The organism is Dietzia sp. UBA5065 (assembly GCA_002415925.1).
Taxonomy (GTDB): domain Bacteria; phylum Actinomycetota; class Actinomycetes; order Mycobacteriales; family Mycobacteriaceae; genus Dietzia.
Map to the genome: position 1 here is coordinate 1 of DIAZ01000164.1, position 25,629 is coordinate 25,629.

Here is a 25,629-nt window from a genome sequence, read left to right on the forward strand (position 1 = left end):
TGGCGTGCCCCCCGGAACTGCCCCGGGAGGCCATCGACTCGTTCATCGCCCGGCATCTCTCCGCGGTCGCCCTGCAGGGTCATCTCGCGGCCCCCGGACACGATCTCCTGGCCGCCAGGGGGCCGGGGGGCGAGCTGGTGGGCTACGCCCTGCTGATCGACGGTACCGAGATGGATCCGTCCTGCGCCGACCAGATCCGTCACCGTCCCACGGTGGGGATCAGCAAGCTCTACGTGGACCCCGCGCGCCACGGTTCGGGCGTCGCCGCCGACATGCTCGACGCGATCACCGCGTTGTGCGCCGGGCGGGGTGCGCGCGGACTGTGGCTGGCCACCAACGTNNGGGCTACGCCCTGCTGATCGACGGCACCGAGATGGATCCGTCCTGCGCCGACCAGATCCGTCACCGTCCCACGGTGGGGATCAGCAAGCTCTACGTGGACCCCGCCCACCTCGGCACGGGCGTCGCCGCCGACATGCTCGACGCGATCACCGCGTTGTGCGCCGGGCGGGGTGCGCACGGACTGTGGCTGGCCACCAACGTGGCCAACGCCCGCGCGCGCGCCTTCTACGTCAAGAACGGCTTCCTCGAACGCGGCCACCGGGTCTTCCTGGTGGGCGGGCGGGAGAACGACGACGTGGTCTACGAGAAGACGCTGTTGGGCCTTCCCGGCCGCCCCCCGTCAGCCTCCGACGGTGTCGAATCGGGAGAGCGCCAGCAGCCGGGACGTGGCGCGTAGGTACTTCTTGCGGTAGCCGCCCGCGACCATCTCCTCGGTGAAGATCGCGTCGAGCTTCTCGCCGGAGTTCCGGACGGGTATCCCCGCGTCGTAGAGGCGGTCGGCCAGGACGACCATCCGCAGGGCAATCGACTGGTCCGGCAGGGGCCGGACGTCCCGGAGGCACACCCGGGTGACGCCGTCCACCAGCCGGTTGTACTTGGACGGGTGGAGGGTCGACAGGTGCTCGCACAGCGCGCCGAAGTCGTCGAGGGTCGCGCCCGGCTCGGCTGCGGCGTCCGCCTCCAGGTCCGCATCGGTCATGGGGTCCGGGGCGGGCGGCAGGTTGCGGTGCCGGTAGTCGGGGCCGTCGACCCTGATCGACTCGAAGATCCCGGACATCTTCCGGATCTCCCGCATGAAGTCCTTCGCGGCGAACCGTCCCTCCCCCAGCTGCTCCGGAAGGGTGTTGGAGGTCGCGGCCACGCTCACCCCCGCCGTGGTGAGCTCGGCGAGCAACCGGGACACCAGCATCGTGTCGCCGGGGTCGTCCAGCTCGAACTCGTCGATGCAGAGCACCGAGTGTGCCGACAGCTCCTCGACGGCGCGGTTGAAGCCGAGGGCTCCCACGACGTGCGTCAACTCGACGAAGGTCCCGAACGCCTTGGGCTCGGGACACATGTGGTAGATCGAGGTCAACAAGTGAGTCTTGCCCACGCCGAAGCCACCGTCGAGGTAGATGCCGGCCCCCTGGACCGACTTGGGCCGACGCCCGAAGAGGCCCTTCCTCGGGGCGCGGCGGTCCACGACGGTCTCGGCGAAGCCCCGGCAGGCGGTCACCGCGGCGGCCTGCGACGGCTGCGAGGGGTCCGGGATGTAGGACTCGAAACTCACGTCGTCGAACATCGAGGGCGGGACCATCTGGGCCACGAGTTGGTCGGCGGGGACCACCGGGGTGACGTCAACGAGGCGAGAGACCATGCGCAGAGCCTATCGTGGGGCGACACACGTCAGAACGGAAGGAGCACCAGGTGCGGTCGACGCGTCCCCCCGTCCTCGACGACGATCCCGAGGCGCTCGACGCGATCTGGACCGCGCTGGAGCCCGATCCCGCCCTGGTCCCGCCACTCATCCGGGCGGTGATGATCTCCTCGCTCGACGGGACCACGACCGTCGACGGGCGCAGCGGCGGACTGGGGACGCCCACCGACCGGCTGGTGTACACCGCGATGCGTGCCCGCGCGGACCTCGTCCTGGTGGGGTCGGGGACCGCGCTCGCGGAGGGGTACGGCCCGGCCGAGACCAGCCCGGTCTGGGCCGACAGGCGGCCCGGGCCGCCCCCGGTCGTCCTCGTGCTCACCCGGACCCTCCCGGACGCCCTGGTCGAGCACTGCGCGGGTTCCGGGGATCGCGTCCGGATCGCGGCAGCACACGGGGTGGACGTCGACCGCGTCCGAGCGGCGAGGGATCGAGGCGTCACCGTCCATGTCCTGGGTCCGGGCCCGACGGGTGCGGCGATCCGCTCGCTGGCCGCCCACCTCCACGCGGACGAGGTCGATCTCGAAGGGGGACCACGGCTCCTCGGCGCCCTGCTCGCCGAGGGCGCGGTCGACGAGCTGGTCCTGTCCCTGGCGCCGGAGGTGATCGTCGGCGGCGAGGACTCCCCGCTGGCGACGGGCCCGGCCACGACCCGGGTCCCGATGCGGGTCGCCGCCGCGTTCTCCTGCCCGAGGGGCGGGCTGTACACCCGCTGGGTCGTGGGGGGGCGTCGCCCGTGAGAGGCGCCGACGCCACCCTCAGGCTCGGGGCCGCCGCGGCGGCCCTGGCCCTCACGCTCACCGGCTGCGCCCCACTCCCCGCCACCGGGCCGCGGCTCGCGACCGGCGACGGGCCGGGCCGGTCGGCGGATCCGGGCGCGGGCACCGATCTCCTCGACCCGCCCGAGTGGGCCGCGCCGCGCACCGACCTCGACTGGATCCCCTGCGCGGACGGCGGCACCGGCGGGATGCCGGAGGGGGCGGGGGTCGAGTGCGCGCTGCTGGGTGAGACCCCGGTGCTGCGGGTCACCGGCCCGGGCACACCGGACGAGGCTCCTCCCCTCGTCGTCGTCGCCGGTCCCGACACCCCCGCCGACGCCCTCGCGGTCCGGCTCGCCTCCGCCGGCCCCGAGCTCGTCGCGACCCGCCCGGTGGTGATCGTGGACCACCGTGGGCGCACCGGAGCGGCGGGCGCGTGCCTGTCCTTCGCCGCCCGGCGCACGCTCGACGGACTCGCGGACAGCGGGCAGGACCCCGGCTCCCCCGAGCTGCGGGGCGCCCTCGCCGACACCGCCCAGTCCTGTACGGACCAGCTCCCGGGCCGGGAGCTCGACTACGGGGCGGCGGGGGCCGCGGAGGACCTCGAGCAGCTCCGGCAGGAGTGGGACGTGCCCGGGCTCGCCGTCCTGGGGATGGGGACGGGGGCCGGCACCGCCCTGGACTACGCCGGCGCCCACCCCGGACGCGTGGCGCTGCTCGTGCTGGACTCGCCCGCCCCCTGGGACGGCGACCAGGAGTCCGCGGCACGGTCGGCGCTCGACGGCTCGGACTCCGCCCTCCGGCTGTGGGCCGCGTCGTGCACCCGGGACGAGTGCGGACCGGTCGCTCCGGACCAGAAGGTCGACGCGGTGACCCGGGCCCTGGACCTGGCGCGTGACCCCGGCGCCCCGGTTCCCGCCGCCCTGCTCTCCGACGTGGTGCGGTCCGCCCTGGGGGACCTGTCCGGCGCCTCCGCCCCCGCGGCGTCCGAGGGGGACGCGCTCCTCGGCGACCTCGTCGCGGCCGGTCCCGGTGAGCTCCCCGCGTCGGTCCGCGCCCGGGCGCAGGAGCTGTCCGGCTCGTCCCTGCCGTACGTCGCGGGGTGCTCGGATCTGTCCGACCGGGTCCCGGTGAACCGCGTGCCGGAGCTCGCCGCCGAATGGTCGGACGTCCGGGCGTTCGGTGCGATCCTGGCGGCCCAGCTGTCGGCGTGCTCCACCTGGCCGGTCCCCGGCCTGTCCCCCGTCGACCTGAGCGGCGCGGCCCCGGTCCTCCTGCTCGGGGGTATCGCCGACCCGCTCGCCGGGGCGGCCGCGCTGGACCCGACGGCCGGGATGCTCACCGCCGCCGGCGCGCGGGAGGTCCGCACCGTGACGTGGGGGGCGCCCGGGTCGCGGGTGATCCTGCACTCGGCCTGCGCGCGTGCCGCCCTGGTGGCCTTCCTCGAGGACCCGGCCCCGGGCGGGCCGTCCACCGCCTGCCCGTCCTGATCCGGAGCGCCTCCGTCCGGGACGACGCCCCTGGCGGTACCGTGCTGTCCGTGCCGTTGCCGACCCGAAGCACGATGACCGTGCCCCGCATCCTCGCCCACGTCCTGTGGCCGCTGGCGATCATGACCGTGCTCCACCGCGTCGTGATCAAGGCGGTCAACGGCTCCATCACCAACGACTTCGGCACCGTCTACATCGCGACCAGGCGGTTCCTGGCGGGTGAACCCGTCTACGGCGAGAACCTGCTCACGGTCCAGCCGCACTACCTGTACGCCCCCAGCGGCACGTTCCTGCTGTCGCCCTTCGGGGTCATCGACAACTACACCCTCGCGCGGTGGCTGTTCATCCTCCTCAACACCGCGGCGATCCTCGGCGCCCTGTGGTTGCTCATGAGGCTCTTCGACCTCGACGTGCGATCCTTCGCCACCCCCGCGATCGTCCTCGCGACCTTCTGCACGGAGGCGGTGACCAACACCCTCGTCTTCACCAACGTCAACGGCGTGATCTTCCTGTGCCAGGTGGGATTCCTGTACCTGCTGCACCGTCGGCGACTCTGGTGGGCCGGCGTGGCCATGGGGCTCTCCCTGGCGATCAAGCCGATGCTGGCCCCGCTCCTGGTGCTCCCGCTCATCCGTCGGCAGTGGCAGCCGTTCGTCGCCGCGGTCGCCATCCCCGCCGCGGCCATGGCGGCCGGCTGGGCGCTCACGGTCGACGCGGGCCGCTACCTCGAGACCACGCTGCCCTACATGGGCGAGGTCCGTGATTACTACAACAGCTCCCTCGCCGGTCTCGGCCTCTACTACGGCGTCCCCGAGCCGCTCGTCCTGGTCGCGCGGATCCTCGTGGTGGCGGCCACCCTCCTGGCGGTGTGGCTCCTGCTCGACTACCGGTACACCAACGAGGTCCTGTGGCTGACCACCACATCGGGCGTCGTCCTCACCGGGGTCTTCCTGGTCTCCACCCTCGGGCAGATGTACTACTCGATGATGCTCATCCCGCTCATGCTGACGGTGGTGGTGGACAAGTCGCTGGTCCGCAACTGGCCGGCCTGGCTCGCCGCGTACGGGATCTTCACGCTGGACTTCTGGGAGTCGGCGCGGTGGCCCTACTACGGGCGACTGCTCGAGTTCGCCCACCCGACCATCGGTTGGCTGCTGCTGCTGGCGACGGTCCTCGTGGTCCTGCTGTGGCGGCGCACCGACCCGCGGCGCCACGAGCGGATCGCACCCGCCGCCACGGCGGCGTAGCCTGCGGGCATGAGCGAGAGCACCGATACCCACACCCCCCGGCCCGATTTCACGCTGGACGACGCCGAATGGCGACGCCGCCTGAGCCCCGAGGAGTACCAGGTCCTGCGGCGGGCGGGCACGGAGCGGCCGTACACCGGCGAGTACACCGACACCACCACCGAGGGCGTCTACCGCTGCCGCGGCTGCGGCGCGGAGCTGTTCCGCAGCGACTCCAAGTTCGAGTCGCACTGCGGGTGGCCGTCGTTCTACACACCGCTGGCCGGGGACGCCGTCATCGAGCGGACCGACACCACCATGGGGATGGCCCGGACCGAGGTCCTGTGCGCCAACTGCCACGGCCACCTCGGCCACGTGTTCTCAGGCGAGGGCTACCCGACGCCCACCGATCTGCGGTACTGCATCAACTCCCTCAGCATGACCCTCGACCCCGCGGAGGACTGACGGGCACTCCCCGCGCGGGGGTCAGGGCAGCGTGGTGGCCAGCCGCTCGGCGGTGACGCGGGGCCCGGTGAAGAACGGGACCTCCTCGCGCACGTGGCGGCGGGCCTCGGTGCTGCGCATGACGCGCATGAGGTCCACGATCCGGTCGAGCTGGGGGGCCTCGAAGGCCAGCAGCCACTCGTAGTCGCCCAGCGAGAACGACGGCACGGTGTTGGCCCGGACGTCCGGGTACTCGCGGGCCGCGCGGCCGTGCTCGGCGAGGATCTGGCGGCGTTCCTCGCCGGGGAGCAGGTACCACTCGTACGAGCGGACGAACGGGTAGACCGAGATGTAGGCCCCCGGCTCCTCCTCCGCGAGGAACGCCGGGATGTGGCTCTTGTTGAACTCGGCCGGGCGGTGCAGCGCGGTGTTGGACCAGTAGGCGGTGCTGGCCCGGCCGAGGAGGGTGCCGCGCCGGAAGTCGTTGTAGAACGTCTGCAGGTCCTCGATGTGCTCGGCGTGGGTCCAGATCATGAAGTCGGCCTCGGCGCGCAGACCCGAGACGTCGTAGAGCCCGCGGACCACGACGTCGGTTCCGTCGAACCGGGCGAGGAACCCCTCGAGATCCGCGGCCACCGCGGCCCGGTCCTCCCCCAGTTCGCCCGGGGTCACGGTGAAGACCGAGAACATGAGGTAGCGGAGAGTCGAGTTGAGCTTCTTGTAGTCAAGGCGTGCCATGGCTCAATCCTGCCACCTCTGGGAAAGGCGCCGGGCCGCGGCCCGTGCGGAGCCGATGCACGCGGGGACCCCGACCCCCTCCGTCGCCCCACCGACCAGCTCCACGCCGGGGAGCCGCTCCGCGAGTTCGTCGCGGACCCCGGAGATCCTGCCGTCGTGCCCGGGGCCGATCTCCGCGAGCGCGTCCTCCCACCGGCGGACCCGGGAATGCAGGACCGTCGGCGCGGACCCGCACACCCCGGCCAGCGCCGATTCGGCCATGCGGGCCAGGGCGGCGTCGTCGGCCGCGAGGACCTCGTCGTCGTCGAGCCGCCCGAACGACACCCGCACCAGGTGCCCCGGACGGGTGTCGAGGTGCGGCCATTTGCGGCTGGTGAAGGTCATCGCCTTGAACGGCACCGGCTCGTCGGTGGCCACCAGGACGCCGGATCGGTCGGGCAGGTCCAGCGACCTGTCGACCTCCATCGCGACCACCGCGGACGAGGCCGTCCGGATCCGGGAGAGGCCCGCCACCGCGCCGTCCACCCCGCCGGCCGCCGCCAGGAGCGGCACCGCGTGGGGGACGGGGACGGCCACGACGACGAGGTCCGCCTCCTCGACCCACGACCCCCGTGGCCCGGAGACCGCGAGGGCGTAGCCGCCGGCCCCCCGGTGGATCGCGGTGCAGGACGCTTGGGTGCGCACCGCGGCCCCCGACGCGTGTGCGAGCGCGTCCACCAGGACCCGGTAGCCGCCGTCGAGCGTGGCGAACACCGGCCCGGGGACCCGGTTGGCGAGGAGCCCCCCGGCCGCGGCGGTCAGCGAGGGCGCCCCCCGGTCCAGGGCGTCGGCGAGCCCCGGGACGGCCTGGCGCAGGCCCAGCCCCGAGCTGGGCGCGGCGTACACCCCGCCGAGCATGGGGTCGACGAGCCGAGTCACCACGGCGGGACCGAACCTCGCGGCGACGAGCCGCCCCAGGGACACGTCCGCGCCGGGGATCCAGTCCAGCGGCATCTCGGCCTCGCGGGCCGCGACGGCCGTCTCCTCGGGGGTGAGGACCCCCGACAGGGTCGAGGCGTCCGACGGCACGCCCATCAGCGTGCCCGCCGGCATGGGCACCAGGCGCCCCCCCGCGAGGATCGCGGGACCGAGCGGGCCCGGGTGGCGCAGGGCCCCCGTCAGCCCGAGTTCTCCGACGAGCTCGGAGGCCTCCGGGCGGCGGCCGATGAACGCCTCGGCCCCGAGCTCCATCGGGCCGGAGGGGAAGTCGACGGTGCGGAGCGCGCCGCCGACGGACTCCGACGCCTCCAGGACGGTGATCCGGGCACCCGGCAGGTCGCGGGAGAGCTGGTACGCGGCGGTCAACCCGCTGAGGCCGCCACCGACCACCGCGACGCGAGGGGGCACCGCTACCGCCCGGTCAGCTCGTGCACCAGCTCCACCACGTGGGTCACGGCGCCCGGGTCGGTGGTCGGCAGGACGCCGTGGCCGAGGTTGAACACGTGGCCGCGGGCGCCCAGTTCACGCGCACGCGCCCCCTCGTCGAGGATCCGTCGGACCTCCCCGTCGAGGGCGGACCGGTCGGCGAAGAGCATGGCGGGGTCGAGGTTGCCCTGGAGGACCTTGCCCGGGACGCGACCGGCGGCGTCGTCGAGCGGGATCCGCCAGTCCACGCCCACCACCTCGGGGCCGGCCTCCCCCATCGCGCCGAGGAGCTCGCCGGTGCCCACGCCGAAGTGGGTGCGGGGAACGGTGGAGATCACCTCGTCGGCGAAGATGCCGGTGGAGTGCGGCAGCACCAACCGGCGGTAGTCGCGCAGGCTCAGCGCCCCGGCCCACGAGTCGAAGAGCTGGACGGCGTCGACACCCGCGTCGATCTGCGCGCGCAGGAAGACCGTGGTCAGAGCCGCGAGCTTGGACATCAGCGAGGTCCACAGGTCGGGTCGCGAGTACATCAGCGACTTGGTGTGCTCGTGGTTGCGACTGGGACCACCCTCGACGAGGTAGGAGGCCATGGTGAAGGGGGCGCCGGCGAAGCCGATGAGTGCGACCTGCGGGTCGAGTTCGGCCACCACCATCCGGACGGCCTCCTCGATCTTCCCGAGCCTGTCCGGCGTGAGCTCGGGGAGGGCGGCGACGCCCGCCTCGTCCCGGATGGGCTCGGCCACCACGGGCCCGGTCCCCGGCACGATGTCGATGTCCACACCGGCCGCGGCGAGCGGGATCACGATGTCGGAGAAGAAGATCGCGGCGTCCACACCGTGACGGCGCACCGGCTGGAGGGTGACCTCGCAGGTCATCTCGGGGTTGAAGCACGCCTCGAGCATCGTGGTCCCGGCACGCAGTTCGCGGTACTCGGGCAGCGAGCGGCCGGCCTGGCGCATGAACCACACCGGGGTGTGTGCGCCGCCGATGCCGGTCACTTCGTCGAGGTACGGCCCGGTCCCGGACCGGCGCCCGGTGGCGCGATCGGGATCCCGCGGGGCCGGGGAACTGGGAGTCGAGGGCACGTCGGAGTTCAGCACGCCCTCCATCGTCCCATGAGTCCGGGATCGCGGCCTGTGACCCCACCCTGGCACCCACCCTGGCGGGCGACGGCGCGCCTCCTCCCGGCGACCGGGGCCGGTCGCTAGCGTGACCAGCCGTGAGTACACCGGTGAATGACGGAGAGCCCGAGGTCTTCCGGGAGGCGGTCGAGTCGCTGTCCCGACTCGAGGTCCGCCCGGAGATCTCCGTCGGCCCGATCCGACCCCCTCAGCGGCTGGCACCGTACAGCCACGCGCTCGGCGTGGAGATCATCCCCGGAACCGGCGACGATGTCCCGGAGTTCTCCGAGGGGGACGCGTTCGGGCGCCTCATCCTGCTCCACGACCCGTCCGGGGACGACGCGTGGAACGGCACCCTCCGGCTGGTCGCGTACATCCAGGCGGACATGGAGGCCTCTCTCGCCGGAGACCCGTTCCTCCCCGAGGTGGCCTGGAGTTGGCTCACCGAGGCGCTCGACGAGGACGCCGGCCCGTACACAGCGCTCGGCGGCACCGTCACGAGCACCGCGTCGGTCCGCTACGGCGACATCTCCGGCCCTCCCCAGGCCCACCAGTTGGAGCTGAGGGCCTCGTGGACCGCGCTCGAGCCCGACCTCACCGGTCACGCCGAGGCGTTCTGTAAGACCCTCGCGCAGGCCGCCGGACTGCCGCCGGTGGGTGTGACCTCGCTGCATCCCCGGGCGTGACGGGGAGCCGACGCGGTGAGACCCCGGCCGGGGCGCCGCCTCCCCCGGCCCAGTACGAGTTCGTGGACGACACCGCCGGTCTCGCCGCGGTCGCGTCGACCCTCGAGGCCTCCTCGGGGCCGATCGCCGTGGACGTCGAGCGCGCCTCGGGAATCCGCTACTCCGAGCGGGCCTTCCTCGTCCAGTTGCGAGCCGAGACCGGACCCGCGCTGTTGGTGGATCCGGAGACCGCCGGCCAGACGGTCGGACCGCTCGCCGACGTCCTGTCGGGCCGACCGCTGTTGGTGCACGCCGCGAGCCAGGACCTGCCCTCGCTCCGCGACCTGGGGATCCGGCCGGAATCGCTCATCGACACCGAGCTCGCCGGCCGGTTCCTCGGCATCGAGCGCGTGAACCTGGGGGCGATGATCTCCACGCATCTGGGGATCGGGCTGGCCAAGGCGCATTCCGCGGCGGACTGGTCGCGTCGGCCGCTGCCCGCCGCGTGGCTCGACTACGCCGCCTACGACGTACTGTTCCTCCACGAGCTCGCCGACGCCGTCCTGCCCCGCCTGGACGACCTCGGTCGCCGGGAGTGGTTCGACGCCGAGTGCCGCCACCTGGCCGGGTCCGACCCCGCGCCCGCGGCTCCGGACCCCTGGCGTCGCCTGTCCCGCCTGTCGTCCCTCCGGGACACCCGGCAGCTCGCCCGCGCCCGCGAGTTGTGGATGGCCCGCGACCGGGTGGCCGCCGAGCGCGACATCGCCCCCAAGCGCCTCCTCACCGACGCCGCGATCATCGAGGCCGCCCGGACCGGTCCGACGATCCGCTCCGACCTCCTCGCGATCGCCGGGTTCGACGGCCCGCACCGCCGACGACTGGTGGACGAGTGGCTGGCGGCCCTGGACTGGGCGGCCGGGCTCGGGCGCGGGGACCTTCCCCCCCGTCAGGGTCCGCGCGGTGACCATCCGCCGCACGCGTCGTGGAAGCGCAACGAGCCGGAGGCCGCGGCCCTGCTCGAGCTCGCACGCGAGGCGCTCGGGACGCTCGCCGCGGAGCGGTCCCTGGAACAGGGCCTACTGCTCAAACCGTCGACCCTGCGCCTGTGGGTGTGGCGTGCCGCCACCACCGGGCCCGCGGACGACGCCGAGCTGCTCGATCTGGTCCTGCGGGAGGAGGGCGCGCGTCAGTGGCAGATCGACCTGACCTCCCCCGTCCTGCTGGACGCCGTGCACGGGTTCCGCACCGGGGGGTGACCCCCGGTCCTCACGCCCCGAGTCGCCCGCGGATCCCGTCCGCGATCCCCTCCGGGGTCAGCCCGGCGTCGGAGAGGATCTCCCCGCGCGAGGCGTGGTCGAGGAACTCCTGCGGGATCCCCAGGGAGAGACGGTCCACGCAGACGGCCGCCCGCTCCAGGCCGGCGGAGACCGCGGACCCGACGCCCCCGTGCAGTCCGTTGTCCTCCACCGTCACCACGAGCGACCGGCCGCCGGCGGACTCCAGGATCGAGGCCGGCACCGGGTAGACCCACCGGGGGTCCACCACGTCGACGGAGATGCCCTCGGCCCCGAGCGCCCGGGCGGCGTCCACCGCGGGCGCCACCATCGACCCCACCGCCACCAGCAGGACGTCCCCGTTCCCGGTGCCGTACACGCGGTCCACTCCGTCCTCCGACGTCTCGAGGGCCGGGATGGCGTCGCCGACGGAGCCCTTCGGGAAGCGGACGACGGTCGGCCCGTCCGTCACCTCGACGGCCTCGCGAAGTTCCTGCCGGAGCGAGTCGGCATCGCGGGGTGCGGCCACCCGGACACCGGGGACGATGCCGGTCAACGACAGGTCCCACATCCCGTTGTGGCTCGCCCCGTCGGGGCCCGTTACGCCCGAACGATCCAGGACCAGCGTCACCGGCTGCCTGAGCAGGGCCACGTCCATGAGGAGCTGGTCGAACGCGCGGTTGAGGAAGGTGGAGTAGATGGCGACGACAGGGTGCAGGCCACCGAGGGCCAGTCCCGCGGCGGAGGCCACCGCGTGCTGCTCGGCGATCCCCACGTCGTACATCCGGTCCGGGAAGCGGTCGCCGAAGGCGGTGAGCCCCGTGGGCCCGGCCATGGCCGCCGTGATCGCCACGACGTCCTCCCGCTCGGAACCGATCTCGCACAGCTCGTCGGAGAAGACCGACGTCCAGTCCACCGAGGACGAGGACGAGAGCGGCCTGCCCGTGTCGGGATCGATGACGCCGGTGGCGTGCATCTGGTCCGCCTCGTTGTTCTCGGCGTGGACGTACCCCATCCCCTTGCGGGTCACCACGTGGACCACCACCGGTCCGCCGAAGTCCTTCGCCAGCCGTAGAGCCGACTCGGTGGCCGCGAGGTTGTGCCCGTCGACCGGACCCATGTACTTGAGGCCCAGATCGGCGAACAGTTCCTGCGGTGAGACGACGTCCTTGAGGCCGGCCTTGATCCCGTGCAGGAGCGAGTACACGGCCTTGCCGACCACGTCCTTGCGCGCGGTGAGCGTGCGCTTGGTGCGGTCCATGGCCTTCTCGTAGGCGGGCTGGAGCCGGAGCGCCCCGAGCCGTTCCGCGATTCCGCCGATGGTGGGCGAGTACGAACGGCCGTTGTCGTTGACGACGATCACCATCGGCCGGTCCTTGCCGGCCGCGATGTTGTTGAGCGCCTCCCAGGCCATGCCACCGGTCATCGCACCGTCGCCGATCACCGCGACGACCGTACGGTCCTTCTCGGCCCGCAGCGCGAACGCCTTGGCCAGGCCGTCGGCGTAGGACAGGGACGCGGTGGCGTGCGACGACTCCACGATGTCGTGCTCGCTCTCCGCCCTGCACGGGTACCCGGACAGCCCCCCTCGTGTGCGGAGCCCGTCGAACTGGTCGCGGCGCCCGGTGAGGATCTTGTGGACGTACGACTGGTGCCCGGTGTCGAAGACGATGGGATCCCTGGGTGAGTCGAACACCCGGTGCAACGCCACCGTCAGCTCCACGACGCCGAGGTTGGGACCGAGGTGCCCACCCGTGGCGGAGACCTTACGGATGAGGAACTCCCGGATCTCGCCGCAGAGCCGCGCCAGGTCATCCTGGCCGAGGGCCCGAAGGTCGGCGGGGTCGTTCACCTGATCGAGCACGCTCATTGCTGTCGACTGTCCCTTCCCGGACCGGCACCCCGTTGGGTCGAATCGTCAGTCTACGGGGAGAGCCCGCACCCTCGCCGGTGGGCGGCGGGCAGACCCGCTCCACCGGCTCCGGAGGTCACCTCGCCCGCGGTGAATCCAGCACCGCCAGGCCCTCCACGTGATGGGTTCCCGGGAACGCCGCCACTCCCCGCAGGTCAACGAGCGTCCATCCGGCGGCCACGAGCACCCCCACGTCACGAGCGAGACTCGCGGGGTCGCACCCGACGTGGACGATCCTCGACCGCGTCCGGGCGGCCAGCGCGGTCATCACGGGGATCCCCGCCCCGCCCCGCGGCGGATCCAGGACCACCAGGTCCGGTCGGTCGGCCGGGTCCCTGTCTCCCGCGGACTCCTCGAGGAACGACTCGACCCTCGCGAGCACGGTACGCGGCGCGACGTCGGCGCCCAGGGCCGTCTCCACCGCCCCCAGTGAGGACCGGGCGGATTCGACCACCGTGACCCGCGCGTCGGGCGCGACGTCCAGCACGGCGGCGGAGAAGAGCCCGGCGCCACCGTAGAGATCCCACACCGTCGGCCGGTCCGGTAGCCCCGGAGCGCCGGTCACGGCGGTGCCGACGAGTCCGGCGTAGTGGCCGGCCGCCGAGCGGTGTGCCTGCCAGAACGCGTCGATCGGCAACCGCCAGGCGTGCCCGCCCACGCGCCGGACGACGGTGGACGGACCGGCCACGGTCTCCCACGGCTCGGCCCGCGAGTGCCGGGCCCTGGCCCGGGTGGCCGCGGCGTGCCCGGACCGCCGGTCGCGACCCCGCGGCGCCTGGTCGGTGAGGGGTCGACGCGCCAGATGCACCTCGCCGTCGTCCCCCAACACCCCGAGGATCTCGCGGTGCGGTCCCACCGCGGCGGCCCGGACCGCCTCCAGGAGCCTCGGGTCGGCCTGGACGCACGGCTGCGTCACCAGCTCGCGGGACCTGGCCCGGCGGACCCCGGGGACTCCGTCGGGCCCGCTCACCCACCGGGCGACCGTCCGCCACCCGGTGACCGCGCCGTCCCCGGCCGGGACCTCGACCGGGACGGACTCCCCGGGCACGGTGATCCGACCGATCCGGCCGGCCTGCTCGGCGAGGATCCGGCCCGAGAACCCCCTCGCCGCCTCCGCCCGGATGTGGCTCCAGTCGCAGCACCCGGCGCCCGCCGCCGCCGCCGGACAGTAGGTCTCGATCCGGTCCGCGGACGCCTCGACCACCCGCTGCACCGTGCCGCGGCAGAAGGAGCGCCCGGGGTCGCCGTCGACGCGCACGTCGACCACCTCCCCGGTGATCCCGCCCCGGCAGAACACCACGCGCCCCTCGTGTCGGGCGACGAACTCCCCGCCCTGGGCGGGTCCCTCGACACGCAGCCGGAGCACCCGCCCGGTCCAGTCGATCTCGTGCGTGCTCGTCATTCCGCCTCCGGTCCGGCCCATCGGCCGACGATCGGTTCGTCGCCCACCTTCTCCGCCCGCCCGTCGGAGGAGGACAACTGCCACGGCACGCTGGTGACCATGACCCCACGTTCGTACAGCAGGCGGGACTTGAGACGCAGCGCGCTCTGGTTGTGGAGCAGATGCTCCCACCAGTGGCCCACCACGTACTCGGGGATGTAGACGATCACGACGTCTCGCGGTGAGCGCTCCCGCAGCCGCTTGACGTAGTCGACCACCGGCCGGTTGATCTCCCGGTACGGGGACTCCACCACCTTCAGCGGGACCGAGATCCGGCTACTCTCCCACTCGCGCACCAGCGCGCGGGTCTCCGCGGTGTCGATGCTCACGGTCAGCGCCTCGATGGTGTCCGGCCTCGTGGCCCGCGCGTAGGACAGGGCCCGGAGCGTGGGCAGGTGAAGTTTGGACACCAGCACCACGCAGTGGGTCCTGCTCGGCAGGACCACCTCCCACGTGGAGTCCTCGAGTTCCCGGGCGACGGTCGCGTAGTGGCGGTGGATCAGCTTCATCACCACGAACACCGCGGTCATCGCGAGCACCGCGATGTACGCGCCGGCGAAGAGTTTGGTGATGATCACGATGACGAGGACGGATGCGGTGAGCACGAACCCGATGACGTTGATGACCCGGGATCGCAGCATCCGGCGACGGACCGCCGGCACCTTCTCGTCCGCGAGGTGTCTGGTCCAGTGCCGGATCATCCCGAGCTGGCTCAGGGTGAAGGCGACGAACACCCCGACGATGTAGAGCTGGATGAGAACGGTGACCCTGGCCTCGAAGACCACCACGAGCGCGATCGCCGCCACGGCGAGCAGGACGATCCCGTTGGAGAACGCGAGTCGATCCCCGCGGGTCGCCAGCTGCCGGGGCAGGTAGTTGTCACGGGCGAGGACGGACCCGAGCATCGGGAAGCCGTTGAACGCCGTATTGGCGGCGAGCACCAGGATCACGGCGGTGACCGTCATCACCACGTAGAACGCGATCGGGAAACCGGCGAACACCGGCTCGGCCAGCTGGGCGATCATCGTCTTCTGGTGGTAGTCCGCGGGCGCACCCACCAGCTGCCGGGCCGGGTCCTCCGCGACGCGGACGCCCAGTTGTACCGCCAGCGCGATGAGTCCGAGCAGGAAGGTCACGGCGATCACGCCGAGCAGGAGCAGCGTGGTGGCCGCGTTGCGCGACCTCGGCTTGCGGAACGCCGGGACCCCGTTGTGGATCGCCTCGACGCCGGTGAGCGCGGCGGAGCCGGAGGCGAAGGACTTGGCCACGACAAACGCGAGGGCGAGCCCGGTGACCGCTCCGCCGTGCGTGGAGACGAGGTCGAAATTCGCCGATTCGGCCTGCAGATCCCGGCCCAACACGTCGACCTGGAACAACCCCCACACCACCAGGACCGCCATCGAGGCCATGAACGTGTACACGGGTATCGCGAACGCCGCCCCGGACTCCCGGATCCCCCGCAGGTTGACCGCCGTGACGAGCACGATCGCGCCCACCGCGAACAGCACCTTGTGGGTGTTGACGAACGGGATCGCCGAGCCGATGTTTGCGGCGGCCGCCGAGATCGAGACCGCCACCGTTAGGACGTAGTCGATGAGGAGCGCCGCGCCCACCGCCAGGCCGGCGTTGGGGCCGAGGTTGACGGTGGCCACCTCGTAGTCGCCGCCCCCGGACGGGTAGGCGTGGACGTTCTGCCGATAGCTGGCGATGACCACCACCATCACCACCGCGACCGCCAACCCCACCCACGGGGCGAAGGCGAGCGACGCGAGCCCCGCCACGGACAGCACCAGGAAGATCTCCTCCGGGGCGTAGGCCACCGACGACAGGGCGTCGGAGGCGAACACCGGCAGCGCGATCCTCTTGGGCAGGTGGGTGTCGCCGAGCGTGTCGCTGCGGAAGGGACGCCCCAGCAGGAGGCGCTTGGTTCCCACGGAGGCCTTGGAGATCCTGGACACCGACACATCCTAGGACCCCGCGCGCCCCGGGGACAGCGCCCGCGACCGGAGTAGCGTTGTCCCACGGGTCCGCGACGGGCGGACCGTGAGGAGTGGGACTCGCGATGAGGGTCATCATCATGGGCTGTGGGCGCGTCGGGGCGGCGCTCGCGACCGAGCTCGACGCCTGCGGCCACGACGTCGTGGTGATCGACCGCGAGCAGTCGGCGTTCGCACGGCTCGCCGAGGACTTCGGCGGCCGCACCGTGACAGGGGTGGGGTTCGACCGCGCGGTCCTCGAGTCCGCCGGCCTCGACGGCGCCGACGCGTTTGCCGCCGTGTCCTCCGGCGACAACTCCAACATCATCGCCGCGCGGGTCGCGCGCGAGACCTTCGGCGTCGAGCGGGTGATCGCGCGGATCTACGACGCGGGCCGGGCCGCCGTCTACGAGCGGTTGGGGATCCCGACCGTCGCGACGGTCCCCTGGGCCACCGGCCGACTGGTCCGGTACATCACGTCCGGCTCGAGCCCCGTGGTCTGGCGGGACAAGACCGGATCGGTGGCCCTGGTCGCCCTCACCGCGCCCCCGGTGTGGGTCGGCACCCCCGTCGACGACCTCGCGGCCGTCGCCGGGGGCCGGGTCGCCGCGATCTCCCGCTTCGGCGAGTGCCGGATCCCCGACCGGGACACCCTCGTCCAGGCCGATGACCTGCTCCACCTGGCCGTCCCCGCCGGGGCGGTCGACGGACTCGACGACGCACTGGAACGAGGTCCCGCCGATGACTGACCGGCGCACACCCGACGGAACCGTTCCCGACTACGCGGATGGGTCCGGGCTGCTGAACAACGCGCCGGCCAGACCGGTGCCCGCCACGAGCATGCGTGTGGTGGTCGCGGGGGCGGGGGTCGTGGGACGCTCCATCGCCCGGGAGCTCCTGGCGAACAACCACCACGTGACCCTCATCGACAGACGTTCCACCGTGTTCGACCGCGACGAGGTCCCCGGCGCGGATCAACGCATCGGGGACGCCTGCGAGCTGAGCTTCCTCGAACAGCTCCGCGTGGAGCGGGCGGACGTCGTGGTGGCCGCCACCGGTGACGACAAGGTGAACCTGGTCGTGAGCCTCCTGGCCAAGACCGAGTTCGCCGTGGCCCGCGTGGTCGCGAGGGTGAACGACCCCCGCAACGAGTGGCTCTTCGACGACAGGTGGGGCGTCGACGTTGCCGTCTCGACCCCCCGGCTGATCGTCTCGGTCGTGGAGGAGGCGGTCTCGGTGGGGGACGTCGTCCGGCTGATGACGTTGCGGCGCGGGGGGGCCAATCTGGTGAGCGTGACCCTCCCCGACCAGACCCCGCTGGCCGGGCGACCGGTCTCCCGCGTCCGCCTCCCCCGCGACGTGGCGCTGGTGGCGATCCTCCGGGGCGGACGGGTGATCGTGCCCGAACCGGACGTGCCCTTCGAGTCCGGCGACGAGCTGCTGGTGGTGGCGCCCGAGGACGCGGAGGCGGCCCTGTGTGAGTCGGTTCGCTGCGGGTGAGGGGGCCTCACCGGGCCCGGACGGTGCTCGTGGGCACGGTCACCGCGATCTCCCGCCCGTAGTCCCAGCCCGGAGCCAGGGGCAGGTCGTCGCCGCTCCAGAATCGGCCAGGGTCGTACCAACTGGCGTTCCCCGCCGGCATGAGGATCCCCATCGCCTCGAGCGTGGCGCCCACGACCTCCGCGCAGTAGGCCGCCTCCATGCGCAGCGCCGGGCGTGGGTCGGCCTGCCTGCGCCACGGCAGGCCGATCCACCGGCGGCGCGACGCCTCGTCGTCGTCGTCTCCTCCGGACCCGGATCCCGCTCCGGCGTCCCGGTGGGCCGGGGCCCGTCCCCGCGCCGCCCAGCGCCCCCTCGCCCACCGCGCGGTGAGGCGTCCCGCCGACGGGAAGGACACGCCGTTCAGGCGGGCGATCGACTCCAGGAGCGCGTCCTCCTGCACCCGTCCGACCTCCGGGGAGAGCTGTCGGAGCCACGCCCGCTGCCCGTACGGCCCCGTCCACTGGAGGACCGCCTGCTCCAGGTCGTGGAGCTGGACCCCGCGCTGCCGGCGACCGGTCCACACGTCGGTGAGGGCGCGCCCCATCTCCGCGTGCCACAGCAGGGGCGGCATGTCGTCCAGGACGACCGCCACCCCGACGTGATTGACGGGAGCGTTGGTGAGGGTCTGGATCAGCCGATCGGCGGTGGTGCTCCCCCGGAACAGCCAGAGGTCCCCCGTGCGGGTCCGGTGGGCCGCCGCGGCCAGGGGGACGGTGTCGAGGCTCATGGTGCGATCCTGCCAGGCGTCGTGGCCACACGACCTACGCTCGCCCCATGGCTCCCCGCGGACGGCAATGGCTCAAGGTTCTCGGCGCGGCCGGGGTGATGGGGGTCGCCGCGAGCGGACTCCTCGCCGCGCGGACGGAACGACGACGTCGCGCGTACGAGCCGGAGGAGATCAGGGAACGCCTCCACGAGCGGTATGCCCGGATCCAGTCCCGCCGCGAGAGCGGCGCGGACTGAGACCGCGGTCGGCGTCCGCGCCGACCGACGATTATCCTTGCGGACACCATGTCACCCTCCCCCGTGTCCGATCCCGAACTCCGCCGGGCCCGGCACGAGCTCCTGCGCCGACTCGACGACGTCGGCAACGTCGACGCCCACCGGCTCCGCCCCAGGATCCGCAGGGCCCGTGCCGACCAGATCGACGCCCTCGGGCTCCAGATCTCCACCGCCTCCGAGCGGCTCCGCCGTCGCGCGGAGTCCGTCCCCACGCCCCGCTATCCCGAGCAGCTCCCGGTCAGCGCCCGCAAGGACGAGATCGAGGCGGCGATCCGGGACAACCAGGTGGTGGTGATCGCGGGCGAGACCGGCTCCGGCAAGACCACCCAGATCCCCAAGATCTGCCTCGGACTCGGGCGCGGCGTCCGCGGGATGATCGGCCACACGCAACCCCGCCGGCTCGCCGCACGTTCCGTGGCCGACCGCATCGCCGAGGAACTGGACGTGGAGATCGGCCGACTGGTCGGCTCCGCGGTGCGATTCGACGACCGGACCAGCCCGGACACGGCCGTCAAGGTGATGACGGACGGCCTGCTGCTCGCCGAGATCCGGCGGGACCGGCTCCTGCGCGCCTACGACACGATCATCATCGACGAGGCCCACGAGCGCAGCCTCAACATCGATTTCCTCCTGGGATACCTGCGGCAGATCCTCCCCCGGCGACCGGATCTCAAGCTCATCATCACCTCCGCCACCATCGACCCCGATCGCTTCGCCCGCCACTTCGCCGACCCCGCCGGCCGCCCCGCGCCGGTGATCGAGGTCTCGGGGCGGACCTTCCCGGTCGAGGTCCGCTACCGCCCTCTCCAGGTGGAGCACGGCGACCGGGTGGTCGACGTCGACCCACTGGACGGACTCGCGGACGCGGTGGCCGAACTCCTGGCCGAGGGTGACGGGGACATCCTCGTCTTCCTCTCCGGAGAGCGGGAGATCCGCGACGCCGAGGAGGTCCTGCGGGGCCGCAGGTTCACGGCCACCGAGATCTTCCCGCTGTTCGCCCGCCTCACCACCGCCGAGCAGCAACGCGCGTTCCGGCAGCATTCGACCCGGCGCGTGGTCCTGTCGACCAACATCGCCGAGACCTCGGTCACCGTCCCGGGGATCCGGTACGTCGTGGACACCGGCCTCGCCCGCATCTCCCGGTACTCCACCCGCACCAAGGTCCAGCGCCTGCCCATCGAACCCGTCTCCCGGGCGTCCGCCGCGCAGCGCGCAGGTCGGTGCGGCCGCGTCGCGGACGGCATCTGCATCCGCCTGTACTCGCAGGAGGACTTCGAGTCGCGGCCCGAGTTCACCGACCCCGAGATCCTGCGGACCAACCTGGCGTCGGTCATCCTGTCGATGGCGGACCTCGACCTGGGCGCGGTCGACGACTTCCCGTTTGTCGAACCACCCGACCGCAAGGCGGTCCGCGACGGCATGACGTTGCTCACCGAGCTGGGCGCGCTCCGGATCGACGACGACGAGCGCCCGCACCTGACCAAGGTGGGACGTGAGATGGCGGCGCTGCCCCTCGATCCCCGGTTGGCCCGGATGGTCGTGGAGGGCCACCGCAACGGGTCCCTGCAGGACGTGCTGGTGGTGGTCGCGGCGCTCACCGTGCAGGACGTGAGGGAACGGCCCGCGGAGGAGCGCGACAAGGCCGATCTCCTCCACCGCCGGTTCGCGGACAAGTCCTCGGATTTCCTGGGTTACCTCAACCTGTGGCGGTACCTCACCGAGCAGCGCCGCGAGCTGTCCGGCAGCGCCTTCCGGAAGATGTGCAAGGCCGAGTACCTGCACTGGCTGCGGATCCGCGAATGGCAGGACCTCACCGCTCAGCTGTCGAGCATGTGCCGGGAGCAGGGCTGGCACCCGCCGTCCGGCCACGCCGCCGAGGACGACCTGCACAAGGCCATCCTCTCCGGCCTGCTCACCAACGTGGGCACCCGGGACGAGGAGGCCCGCGAGTTCCGTGGCACGCGCGGCATCCGGTTCCAGGTGTTCCCCGGCTCGGACCTCGCCCGCAAGCCGCCCCGCTGGGTGATGGCCTCCGAACTGGTGGAGACCTCCCGCCTGTGGGCCCGGGGCGTCGCCCGGATCGACCCGGGATGGATCGAACAGCTCGGGGGGCACCTGGTCCGCACCCAGTACTCCGAACCCCATTGGTCCGACGCCCAGGGCGCCGCGATGGCGTACGAGAAGGTCATGCTGTTGGGGTTGACCGTGATCGAGGCCCGCCGCATCCTGCTGTCCCGCGTCGACCCCGCGCTGGCCCGCGAACTACTGGTCCGCAACGGGATCGTCGAGGGCCGCTGGAGCACGCGGGTCCCCGTGATCGTGGAGAACGCGGTGGCGGTCGAGCAGGCGCGGGAACTGGAGACGCGGAGCCGCCGCCGCGGCCTGGTGATCGACGACGAGCAGCTCGTCGCGTTCTACCTCGACCGGCTCCCCGCCGACCTCACCTCGGGACGACACCTCGACTCGTGGTGGAAGAAGGAAGGCCACGCCGACCCGGATCTGTTGCGTCTGCGCCCGGAGGACATCCGGTTGTCGGACACCGCGCCGGCCGCCGCCGACTTCCCGCCGTTCTGGAGGCAGGGCGACAGGAGCTTCGAGCTGCACTACGCCTTCGACCCCGGCGTCGACGCCGACGGGATCACCGTCCGGATCCCGCTGCCGCAGCTCTCCTCGGTGACGACCGCCGGCTTCGAGTGGTTGGTCCCCGGGCTCCGCGAGGACCTCTACACCGGGATGCTCCGGACCCTGCCCAAGTACCTGCGCCGCCTCTGTTCCCCACCGGCCGAGTTCGCCGCCCTGCTGGCGGGGGACGTCACCCCCCGGTCCGCGCCGCTGCCCGTGGCGCTCGCCGGGGCGCTCTCGGCACGGATCGGGACGTCGGTCGACCCGCGGGACTTCCACCCCGACCAGCTCCCGGATCACCTCAGGATGCGGTTCGAGGTGGTCGACGGCGAGAAGGTCGTGGCCGCCGGAACGGACCTGGCGCTGCTCCGGACGCAACTGGTGAACGAGGTCCGATCCACCCTCAACGCCGGGCTCGTGCGTGACGACGGTCCCCATCGGGAGTGGACCCGCGACACGATCGGCGATCTGGAGCCCTCGATCTCCGGGGTGGTCGACGGTGTCGACGTCACCGTGTACCCGGCCCTGCGGGTGCGGGCGGACGGGATCCACCGGATCGCGTGCGCCACGGAGGACGAACGCCGCACCGCCCAGGCCGCCGCGGTCCTCACCCTGATTTCGAGCGGCCTGCTCTCGGCCGCCTCGATCACCCGCGGTCGGCCGCTCGAGCACCGTCTCGCTGTCACCCAGTACCCCCACGGCGGAGCCGAGGGACTCGTCTCCGATGCGTCGCTGGCCGTGTGCGGGCGGATCATCGCGCGACGGAAGGGGGCGCCGGTGCTCACCGTGGCCGAGTACTCGGCACTCCGCGACGCGGCCAGGTCCGAAGGGCCGGGGGCGATCACCTCCGCGATCTCCGCGGCGCTCCCCGCGCTGGTTGCCGCCCAGTCGGTCGCGGCGCGCATCGAGCTGGCCCCCCCGGACGTCGCCGACGCGGTCAGGCCCTCGCTGGACTTCCTCGTGGGCAAGGGGTTCCTCGCCCGTCATCCGGCGGAGATGCTCCCGCAACTGGAGCGCCACGTCCGTGCGGTCGGCCTCCGTGTGGACATGGCCGAGAAGTCACCTGGTCGGCATCGGGAGCTCACGGCCCGGCTCGCGGAGTCCGAGGCCACGGTCGCTGACGCCGCCACGGTCCTGCGTCGGCGGCCCGGCGGGGCCCGTGCAGCGAGGGAACTGCGATGGTTGCTGGCGGAATACCGGGTGGGACTCTTCGCGCAGTCCCTCGGGACGGCACGACCGGTCTCCGCGCAACGGATCGACAAGACCGTCGCCGCGGCGCTCGCCCCCCGGCCGAGTCGCTAGGACTCGGGGCCGGTCAGGATCCGGAGTGCCGTTGGCGCAGCGCGACGATCTCGCGCTCGAAGTCGGCTGCGGAGCTGAACTGCTTGTAGACCGACGCGAAACGCAGATAGGCCACCTCGTCGAGGTCCTGGAGGGGACCGAGGATGGCAAGACCGATCTCGTGCGCGGGGACTTCTGATGCCCCGCCCGCCCTCACGGCGTCCTCGACCTGCTGTGCGAGCCGCCTGAGCGCGTCCTCGTCGACCGCGCGTCCCTGACACGCGCGCCGAACACCCCGCACCACCTTGTCGCGACTGAAGCTCTCGGTGACGCCGTTGCGCTTGAGGACCGTGAGCAAGGGGGTCTCCAGGGTCGTGAAGCGATGTCCGCACTCCGGACACTCCCGGCGCCGCCGGATCGCCTGCCCCTCATCGACCGAACGGGAGTCGATCACCCGGGAATCCTCGTGGTGGCATGTCGGGCAGTACATTCCAGCTCCACCATTCGTCGACCGGGTGAGGGCATCTCCCCCGACCGCGGCCCGGCTCCATGCCGGGACGGCGGTGCGCCGTCCCGCAGCCATTCTAGGAGGCGACACACCGGATCACGCGTAGGCGGGTCCGCCGAGCAACGCGAGCGCCAGAAGCATGATGAACCCGAACGCCACTCCGCAGGCCACCAGGACCCAGGTCGGCACGTCGTCGACCACCGGCGACGCGGTGGGCTCCTGCACGTGACACGCCCTGACCTGCCCGGCGGACGCGGGGCGGACCAGCACCCGGCGGCCCGGGGCCACCGGCCGCGTGGCCGCCGGACGGCGACGGCCGCCGGGCCGGGTGTCGGGGACCGCACCGAGATCCGCCCGCGGACGGGACCGTCCCGACATCGACATCGACATCGACACACGGTGCTCGGTGGCGCAGACCTCGCTCCACCGCAGGGCCGGACCCGACTGCGACTGCATCTCCAGAACCGACATGATGACTCCCAACTCGATACGGTGTACGAACTCACTTCGCACATCCGTGTGCACTTCTCTGCACATCTGTTCGAACTCGAACGTGACTAGAGTTGTATCACGCGGGTCCGACAGAGTCACCATTCCGACGGAAAATTCTTCGAACATGTGTGTGGCGCACGGGCCGGATGCAGGTTAAGGTGTACACAGAGATCAACGTCGAACACCCATTCGCTGAAGGGACCAGCACATGGCCAAGCCTGACTTCGAAGCCCTGACACCTCGTCAGAAGAGCGTTCTGCTCCATATCCACGACACGGTCAAGGACCGCGGGTATCCCCCGAGTATCCGCGAGATCGGCGACGCGGTCGGGCTCCAATCCACCTCGTCGGTCGCGCATCAGCTGCGGACCCTCGAGAAGAAGGGCTTCCTGACACGGGACCCCCACAAGCCGCGCGCCGTCGATGTCCACGGCGTCCCGGGACAGCGCGCCAGGGGTCGTCGGACGCCCGCCTCGGAGGAAGCCCGTCCGAGCGGTGCGGTCGAGCCCGTCTACGTGCCCGTGCTCGGACGGATCGCCGCCGGCGGGCCGATCCTGGCGGAGCAGGCGGTGGAGGAGGTCTTCCCGTTGCCGACTGATCTGGTCGGATCGGGCGACCTGTTCATGCTCAGGGTGGTCGGCGAATCGATGATCGACGCGGCGATCTGCGACGGCGACTACGTGGTGGTCCGCCGGCAGAACGTGGCCGACAACGGCGACATCGTCGCGGCGATGATCGACGGGGAGGCCACCGTCAAGACGTTCCGCAAGGACTCGACCGGGGTCTGGCTGCTCCCCCACAACCCGTCGTTCCAGCCGATTCCCGGGGAACACGCGACCGTCCTGGGGAAGGTGGTGACGGTGCTACGCAAGCTCTGAACCCACGCATCGGCGACCGCCGTCTGCCCCGCGAGTCCGGGTCAGGCGGCGCCGTCGCGTGAGTCCACGGCGACGAACTGCTCGAGCTCGCCCGCCACGGAGGCGGGCAGGCGGACGACGATCCGGGTGCCGTCCTGCGTGTGCTGCTCGTCGATCACCGCTCCCGCCGCATGGACCCGGGACACCACGTCGCCTCGCGTGAAGGGGATGACGAGGGTCACCTCGGTGTCCCCCGAGGCCACGATCTGCATGATCCGTCCCATGAATTCGTCCATGCCCTGACCCGTGACCGCCGAGACGAAGACCGCCTCCGGGAGGGCGTGGTGGAGCTCGGTGAGCACCACCGGATCCGCGACGTCGACCTTGTTGATCACCACCAGCTCCCGCGGCTGCTCGGCGTTCTGTTCCTCCACGACGTCGTGGATGACGGCACGGACGGCCTCGATCTGGCGCAGCGGGAAGGGGTCTGAACCGTCCACCACGTGCAGCAGCAGTTCGGAATCGACCACCTCCTCCAGCGTCGAGCGGAAGGCCTCCACGAGCTGGGTGGGAAGGTGTCTGACGAAGCCGACCGTGTCCGTGAAGACCACCGCCCGGCCGTCGGGAAGCTCGGCGCGTCGGGTCGTGGGATCCAGGGTGGCGAACAATGCGTTCTGGACCAGGACGCCGGCACCGGTGATGTGGTTGAGGAGACTCGACTTGCCGGCATTGGTGTAGCCGGCGATCGCGATGGACGGCACCGGGGTCGCGCGGCGACGGTGACGCTTGGTGTCCCGGGCCTGCTTCATCCCCTTGATGTCGCGCCGCAACCGGGCCATGCGTTCACGGATGCGCCGGCGATCGGTCTCGATCTTGGTCTCACCGGGGCCGCGCAGGCCCACCCCTCCGTTGGCGCCGGCACGGCCACCCGCCTGGCGGGAGAGAGCCTCACCCCACCCGCGCAGGCGCGGGAGCATGTACTCCATCTGTGCCAGCGAGACCTGGGCCTTACCCTCCCTGCTGGTGGCGTGTTGGGCGAAGATGTCGAGGATCAACGCGGTGCGGTCGACCACCTTGACGTTGACCGCCTTCTCCAGGGCGATGAGCTGACCGGGCGTGAG

At 72.2% G+C, this 25,629-nt stretch carries 24 protein-coding genes; 13 read left to right on the top strand and 11 right to left on the bottom strand.

Annotation, left to right across the window (positions count from 1 at the left end; all coding sequences use genetic code 11):
• Positions 1-134 precede the first annotated feature (134 nt).
• Positions 135-359, top strand: a complete 225-nt coding sequence (locus B4M60_RS15755) for a GNAT family N-acetyltransferase (protein ID WP_422653262.1) — start codon at positions 135-137, stop codon at positions 357-359.
• A gap of 14 nt (positions 360-373) precedes the next feature.
• Positions 374-739, top strand: coding sequence for a GNAT family N-acetyltransferase (locus B4M60_RS13105; protein WP_291084922.1), 366 nt, complete (start codon positions 374-376; stop codon positions 737-739).
• Here the strand turns inward: B4M60_RS13105 and zapE are convergent.
• A complete protein-coding gene (zapE, locus tag B4M60_RS13110) occupies positions 683-1,699 on the bottom strand; it encodes a cell division protein ZapE (protein ID WP_291084788.1) in 1,017 nt (338 codons plus the stop codon). The two genes, B4M60_RS13105 and zapE, sit on opposite strands and share 57 nt — an antisense overlap.
• Before the next feature lie 50 nt (positions 1,700-1,749).
• Here zapE and B4M60_RS13115 point away from each other — a divergent pair, with 50 nt between their 5' ends.
• The 4 genes from B4M60_RS13115 (at position 1,750) to msrB (ending at position 5,695) form a co-directional block, all read left to right on the top strand.
• On the top strand, positions 1,750-2,496 hold the full coding sequence (locus B4M60_RS13115) for a dihydrofolate reductase family protein (RefSeq protein WP_291084791.1): 747 nt from the start codon (positions 1,750-1,752) through the stop codon (positions 2,494-2,496).
• Positions 2,493-4,004: an alpha/beta fold hydrolase gene (locus B4M60_RS13120; RefSeq protein WP_291084794.1), complete on the top strand. Its 1,512-nt coding sequence runs from the start codon at positions 2,493-2,495 to the stop codon at positions 4,002-4,004. Before B4M60_RS13115 ends, B4M60_RS13120 begins: the two co-directional genes overlap by 4 nt.
• A 74-nt stretch (positions 4,005-4,078) precedes the next feature.
• A complete protein-coding gene (locus B4M60_RS13125; protein ID WP_291084797.1) occupies positions 4,079-5,251 on the top strand; it encodes a glycosyltransferase family 87 protein in 1,173 nt (390 codons plus the stop codon).
• A 9-nt stretch (positions 5,252-5,260) separates the two neighbouring features.
• A complete protein-coding gene (gene msrB, locus B4M60_RS13130; RefSeq protein WP_291084800.1) occupies positions 5,261-5,695 on the top strand; it encodes a peptide-methionine (R)-S-oxide reductase MsrB in 435 nt (144 codons plus the stop codon).
• 21 nt (positions 5,696-5,716) lie between these two features.
• On the opposite strand, the gene hemQ is transcribed toward msrB, so the two are convergent.
• The 3 genes from hemQ to hemE are packed head-to-tail and all read right to left on the bottom strand — an operon-like array spanning position 5,717 to position 8,925.
• On the bottom strand, positions 5,717-6,412 hold the full coding sequence (hemQ, locus tag B4M60_RS13135; RefSeq protein WP_291084803.1) for a hydrogen peroxide-dependent heme synthase: 696 nt from the start codon (positions 6,410-6,412) through the stop codon (positions 5,717-5,719).
• Between the two features lie 3 nt (positions 6,413-6,415).
• Complete coding sequence (gene hemG, locus B4M60_RS13140) at positions 6,416-7,798, bottom strand: protoporphyrinogen oxidase (RefSeq protein ID WP_291084806.1); 1,383 nt, start codon at positions 7,796-7,798, stop codon at positions 6,416-6,418.
• 2 nt (positions 7,799-7,800) lie between these two features.
• On the bottom strand, positions 7,801-8,925 hold the full coding sequence (gene hemE / locus B4M60_RS13145) for a uroporphyrinogen decarboxylase (protein ID WP_291084809.1): 1,125 nt from the start codon (positions 8,923-8,925) through the stop codon (positions 7,801-7,803).
• Between the two features lie 110 nt (positions 8,926-9,035).
• Between hemE and B4M60_RS13150 the strand changes: the two genes are divergently transcribed.
• On the top strand, positions 9,036-9,623 hold the full coding sequence (locus B4M60_RS13150) for a DUF3000 domain-containing protein (protein WP_291084812.1): 588 nt from the start codon (positions 9,036-9,038) through the stop codon (positions 9,621-9,623).
• Positions 9,620-10,858: an HRDC domain-containing protein gene (locus B4M60_RS13155; protein ID WP_291084815.1), complete on the top strand. Its 1,239-nt coding sequence runs from the start codon at positions 9,620-9,622 to the stop codon at positions 10,856-10,858. Before B4M60_RS13150 ends, B4M60_RS13155 begins: the two co-directional genes overlap by 4 nt.
• Before the next feature lie 10 nt (positions 10,859-10,868).
• Here the strand turns inward: B4M60_RS13155 and dxs are convergent, their stop codons facing one another.
• The 3 genes from dxs to B4M60_RS13170 all read right to left on the bottom strand — a co-directional run bounded on the left by dxs (position 10,869) and on the right by B4M60_RS13170 (position 16,178).
• Positions 10,869-12,746, bottom strand: a complete 1,878-nt coding sequence (dxs, locus tag B4M60_RS13160) for a 1-deoxy-D-xylulose-5-phosphate synthase (RefSeq protein WP_291084818.1) — start codon at positions 12,744-12,746, stop codon at positions 10,869-10,871.
• Positions 12,747-12,864: 118 nt separating this feature from the next.
• Positions 12,865-14,190, bottom strand: a complete 1,326-nt coding sequence (locus B4M60_RS13165) for a class I SAM-dependent RNA methyltransferase (RefSeq protein WP_291084820.1) — start codon at positions 14,188-14,190, stop codon at positions 12,865-12,867.
• Positions 14,187-16,178, bottom strand: coding sequence for an APC family permease (locus B4M60_RS13170; RefSeq protein ID WP_291084925.1), 1,992 nt, complete (start codon positions 16,176-16,178; stop codon positions 14,187-14,189). Before B4M60_RS13170 ends, B4M60_RS13165 begins: the two co-directional genes overlap by 4 nt.
• A 113-nt stretch (positions 16,179-16,291) precedes the next feature.
• On the opposite strand from B4M60_RS13170, the gene B4M60_RS13175 reads away from it, so the two are divergent.
• Positions 16,292-16,954, top strand: a complete 663-nt coding sequence (locus tag B4M60_RS13175; protein WP_291084823.1) for a potassium channel family protein — start codon at positions 16,292-16,294, stop codon at positions 16,952-16,954.
• Positions 16,955-17,045: 91 nt separating this feature from the next.
• A complete protein-coding gene (locus tag B4M60_RS13180; RefSeq protein ID WP_291084928.1) occupies positions 17,046-17,705 on the top strand; it encodes a potassium channel family protein in 660 nt (219 codons plus the stop codon).
• A 7-nt stretch (positions 17,706-17,712) separates the two neighbouring features.
• Here B4M60_RS13180 and B4M60_RS13185 read toward each other — a convergent pair whose 3' ends face one another.
• Complete coding sequence (locus B4M60_RS13185; protein ID WP_291084826.1) at positions 17,713-18,474, bottom strand: hypothetical protein; 762 nt, start codon at positions 18,472-18,474, stop codon at positions 17,713-17,715.
• A 47-nt stretch (positions 18,475-18,521) separates the two neighbouring features.
• Here B4M60_RS13185 and B4M60_RS13190 point away from each other — a divergent pair, with 47 nt between their 5' ends.
• Both B4M60_RS13190 and hrpA read left to right on the top strand, forming a co-directional pair.
• Positions 18,522-18,710, top strand: coding sequence for a hypothetical protein (locus B4M60_RS13190; protein WP_291084829.1), 189 nt, complete (start codon positions 18,522-18,524; stop codon positions 18,708-18,710).
• 48 nt (positions 18,711-18,758) lie between these two features.
• Positions 18,759-22,673 carry an ATP-dependent RNA helicase HrpA gene (hrpA, locus tag B4M60_RS13195; RefSeq protein WP_291084832.1) on the top strand — a complete coding sequence of 1,305 codons (3,915 nt, stop codon included), beginning with the start codon at positions 18,759-18,761 and terminating at the stop codon, positions 22,671-22,673.
• Positions 22,674-22,686: 13 nt separating this feature from the next.
• Here the strand turns inward: hrpA and nrdR are convergent, their stop codons facing one another.
• Together nrdR and B4M60_RS13205 are read right to left on the bottom strand one after the other, a co-directional pair.
• Complete coding sequence (gene nrdR, locus B4M60_RS13200) at positions 22,687-23,142, bottom strand: transcriptional regulator NrdR (protein WP_291084835.1); 456 nt, start codon at positions 23,140-23,142, stop codon at positions 22,687-22,689.
• Between the two features lie 114 nt (positions 23,143-23,256).
• Positions 23,257-23,631, bottom strand: coding sequence for a hypothetical protein (locus B4M60_RS13205; RefSeq protein ID WP_291084838.1), 375 nt, complete (start codon positions 23,629-23,631; stop codon positions 23,257-23,259).
• Between the two features lie 229 nt (positions 23,632-23,860).
• Here B4M60_RS13205 and lexA point away from each other — a divergent pair, with 229 nt between their 5' ends.
• A complete protein-coding gene (gene lexA, locus B4M60_RS13210; protein ID WP_291084841.1) occupies positions 23,861-24,529 on the top strand; it encodes a transcriptional repressor LexA in 669 nt (222 codons plus the stop codon).
• A 41-nt stretch (positions 24,530-24,570) separates the two neighbouring features.
• On the opposite strand, the gene hflX is transcribed toward lexA, so the two are convergent.
• A partial coding sequence (gene hflX / locus B4M60_RS13215) for a GTPase HflX (RefSeq protein WP_291084844.1) occupies positions 24,571-25,629 on the bottom strand: 1,059 nt, incomplete at its 5' end.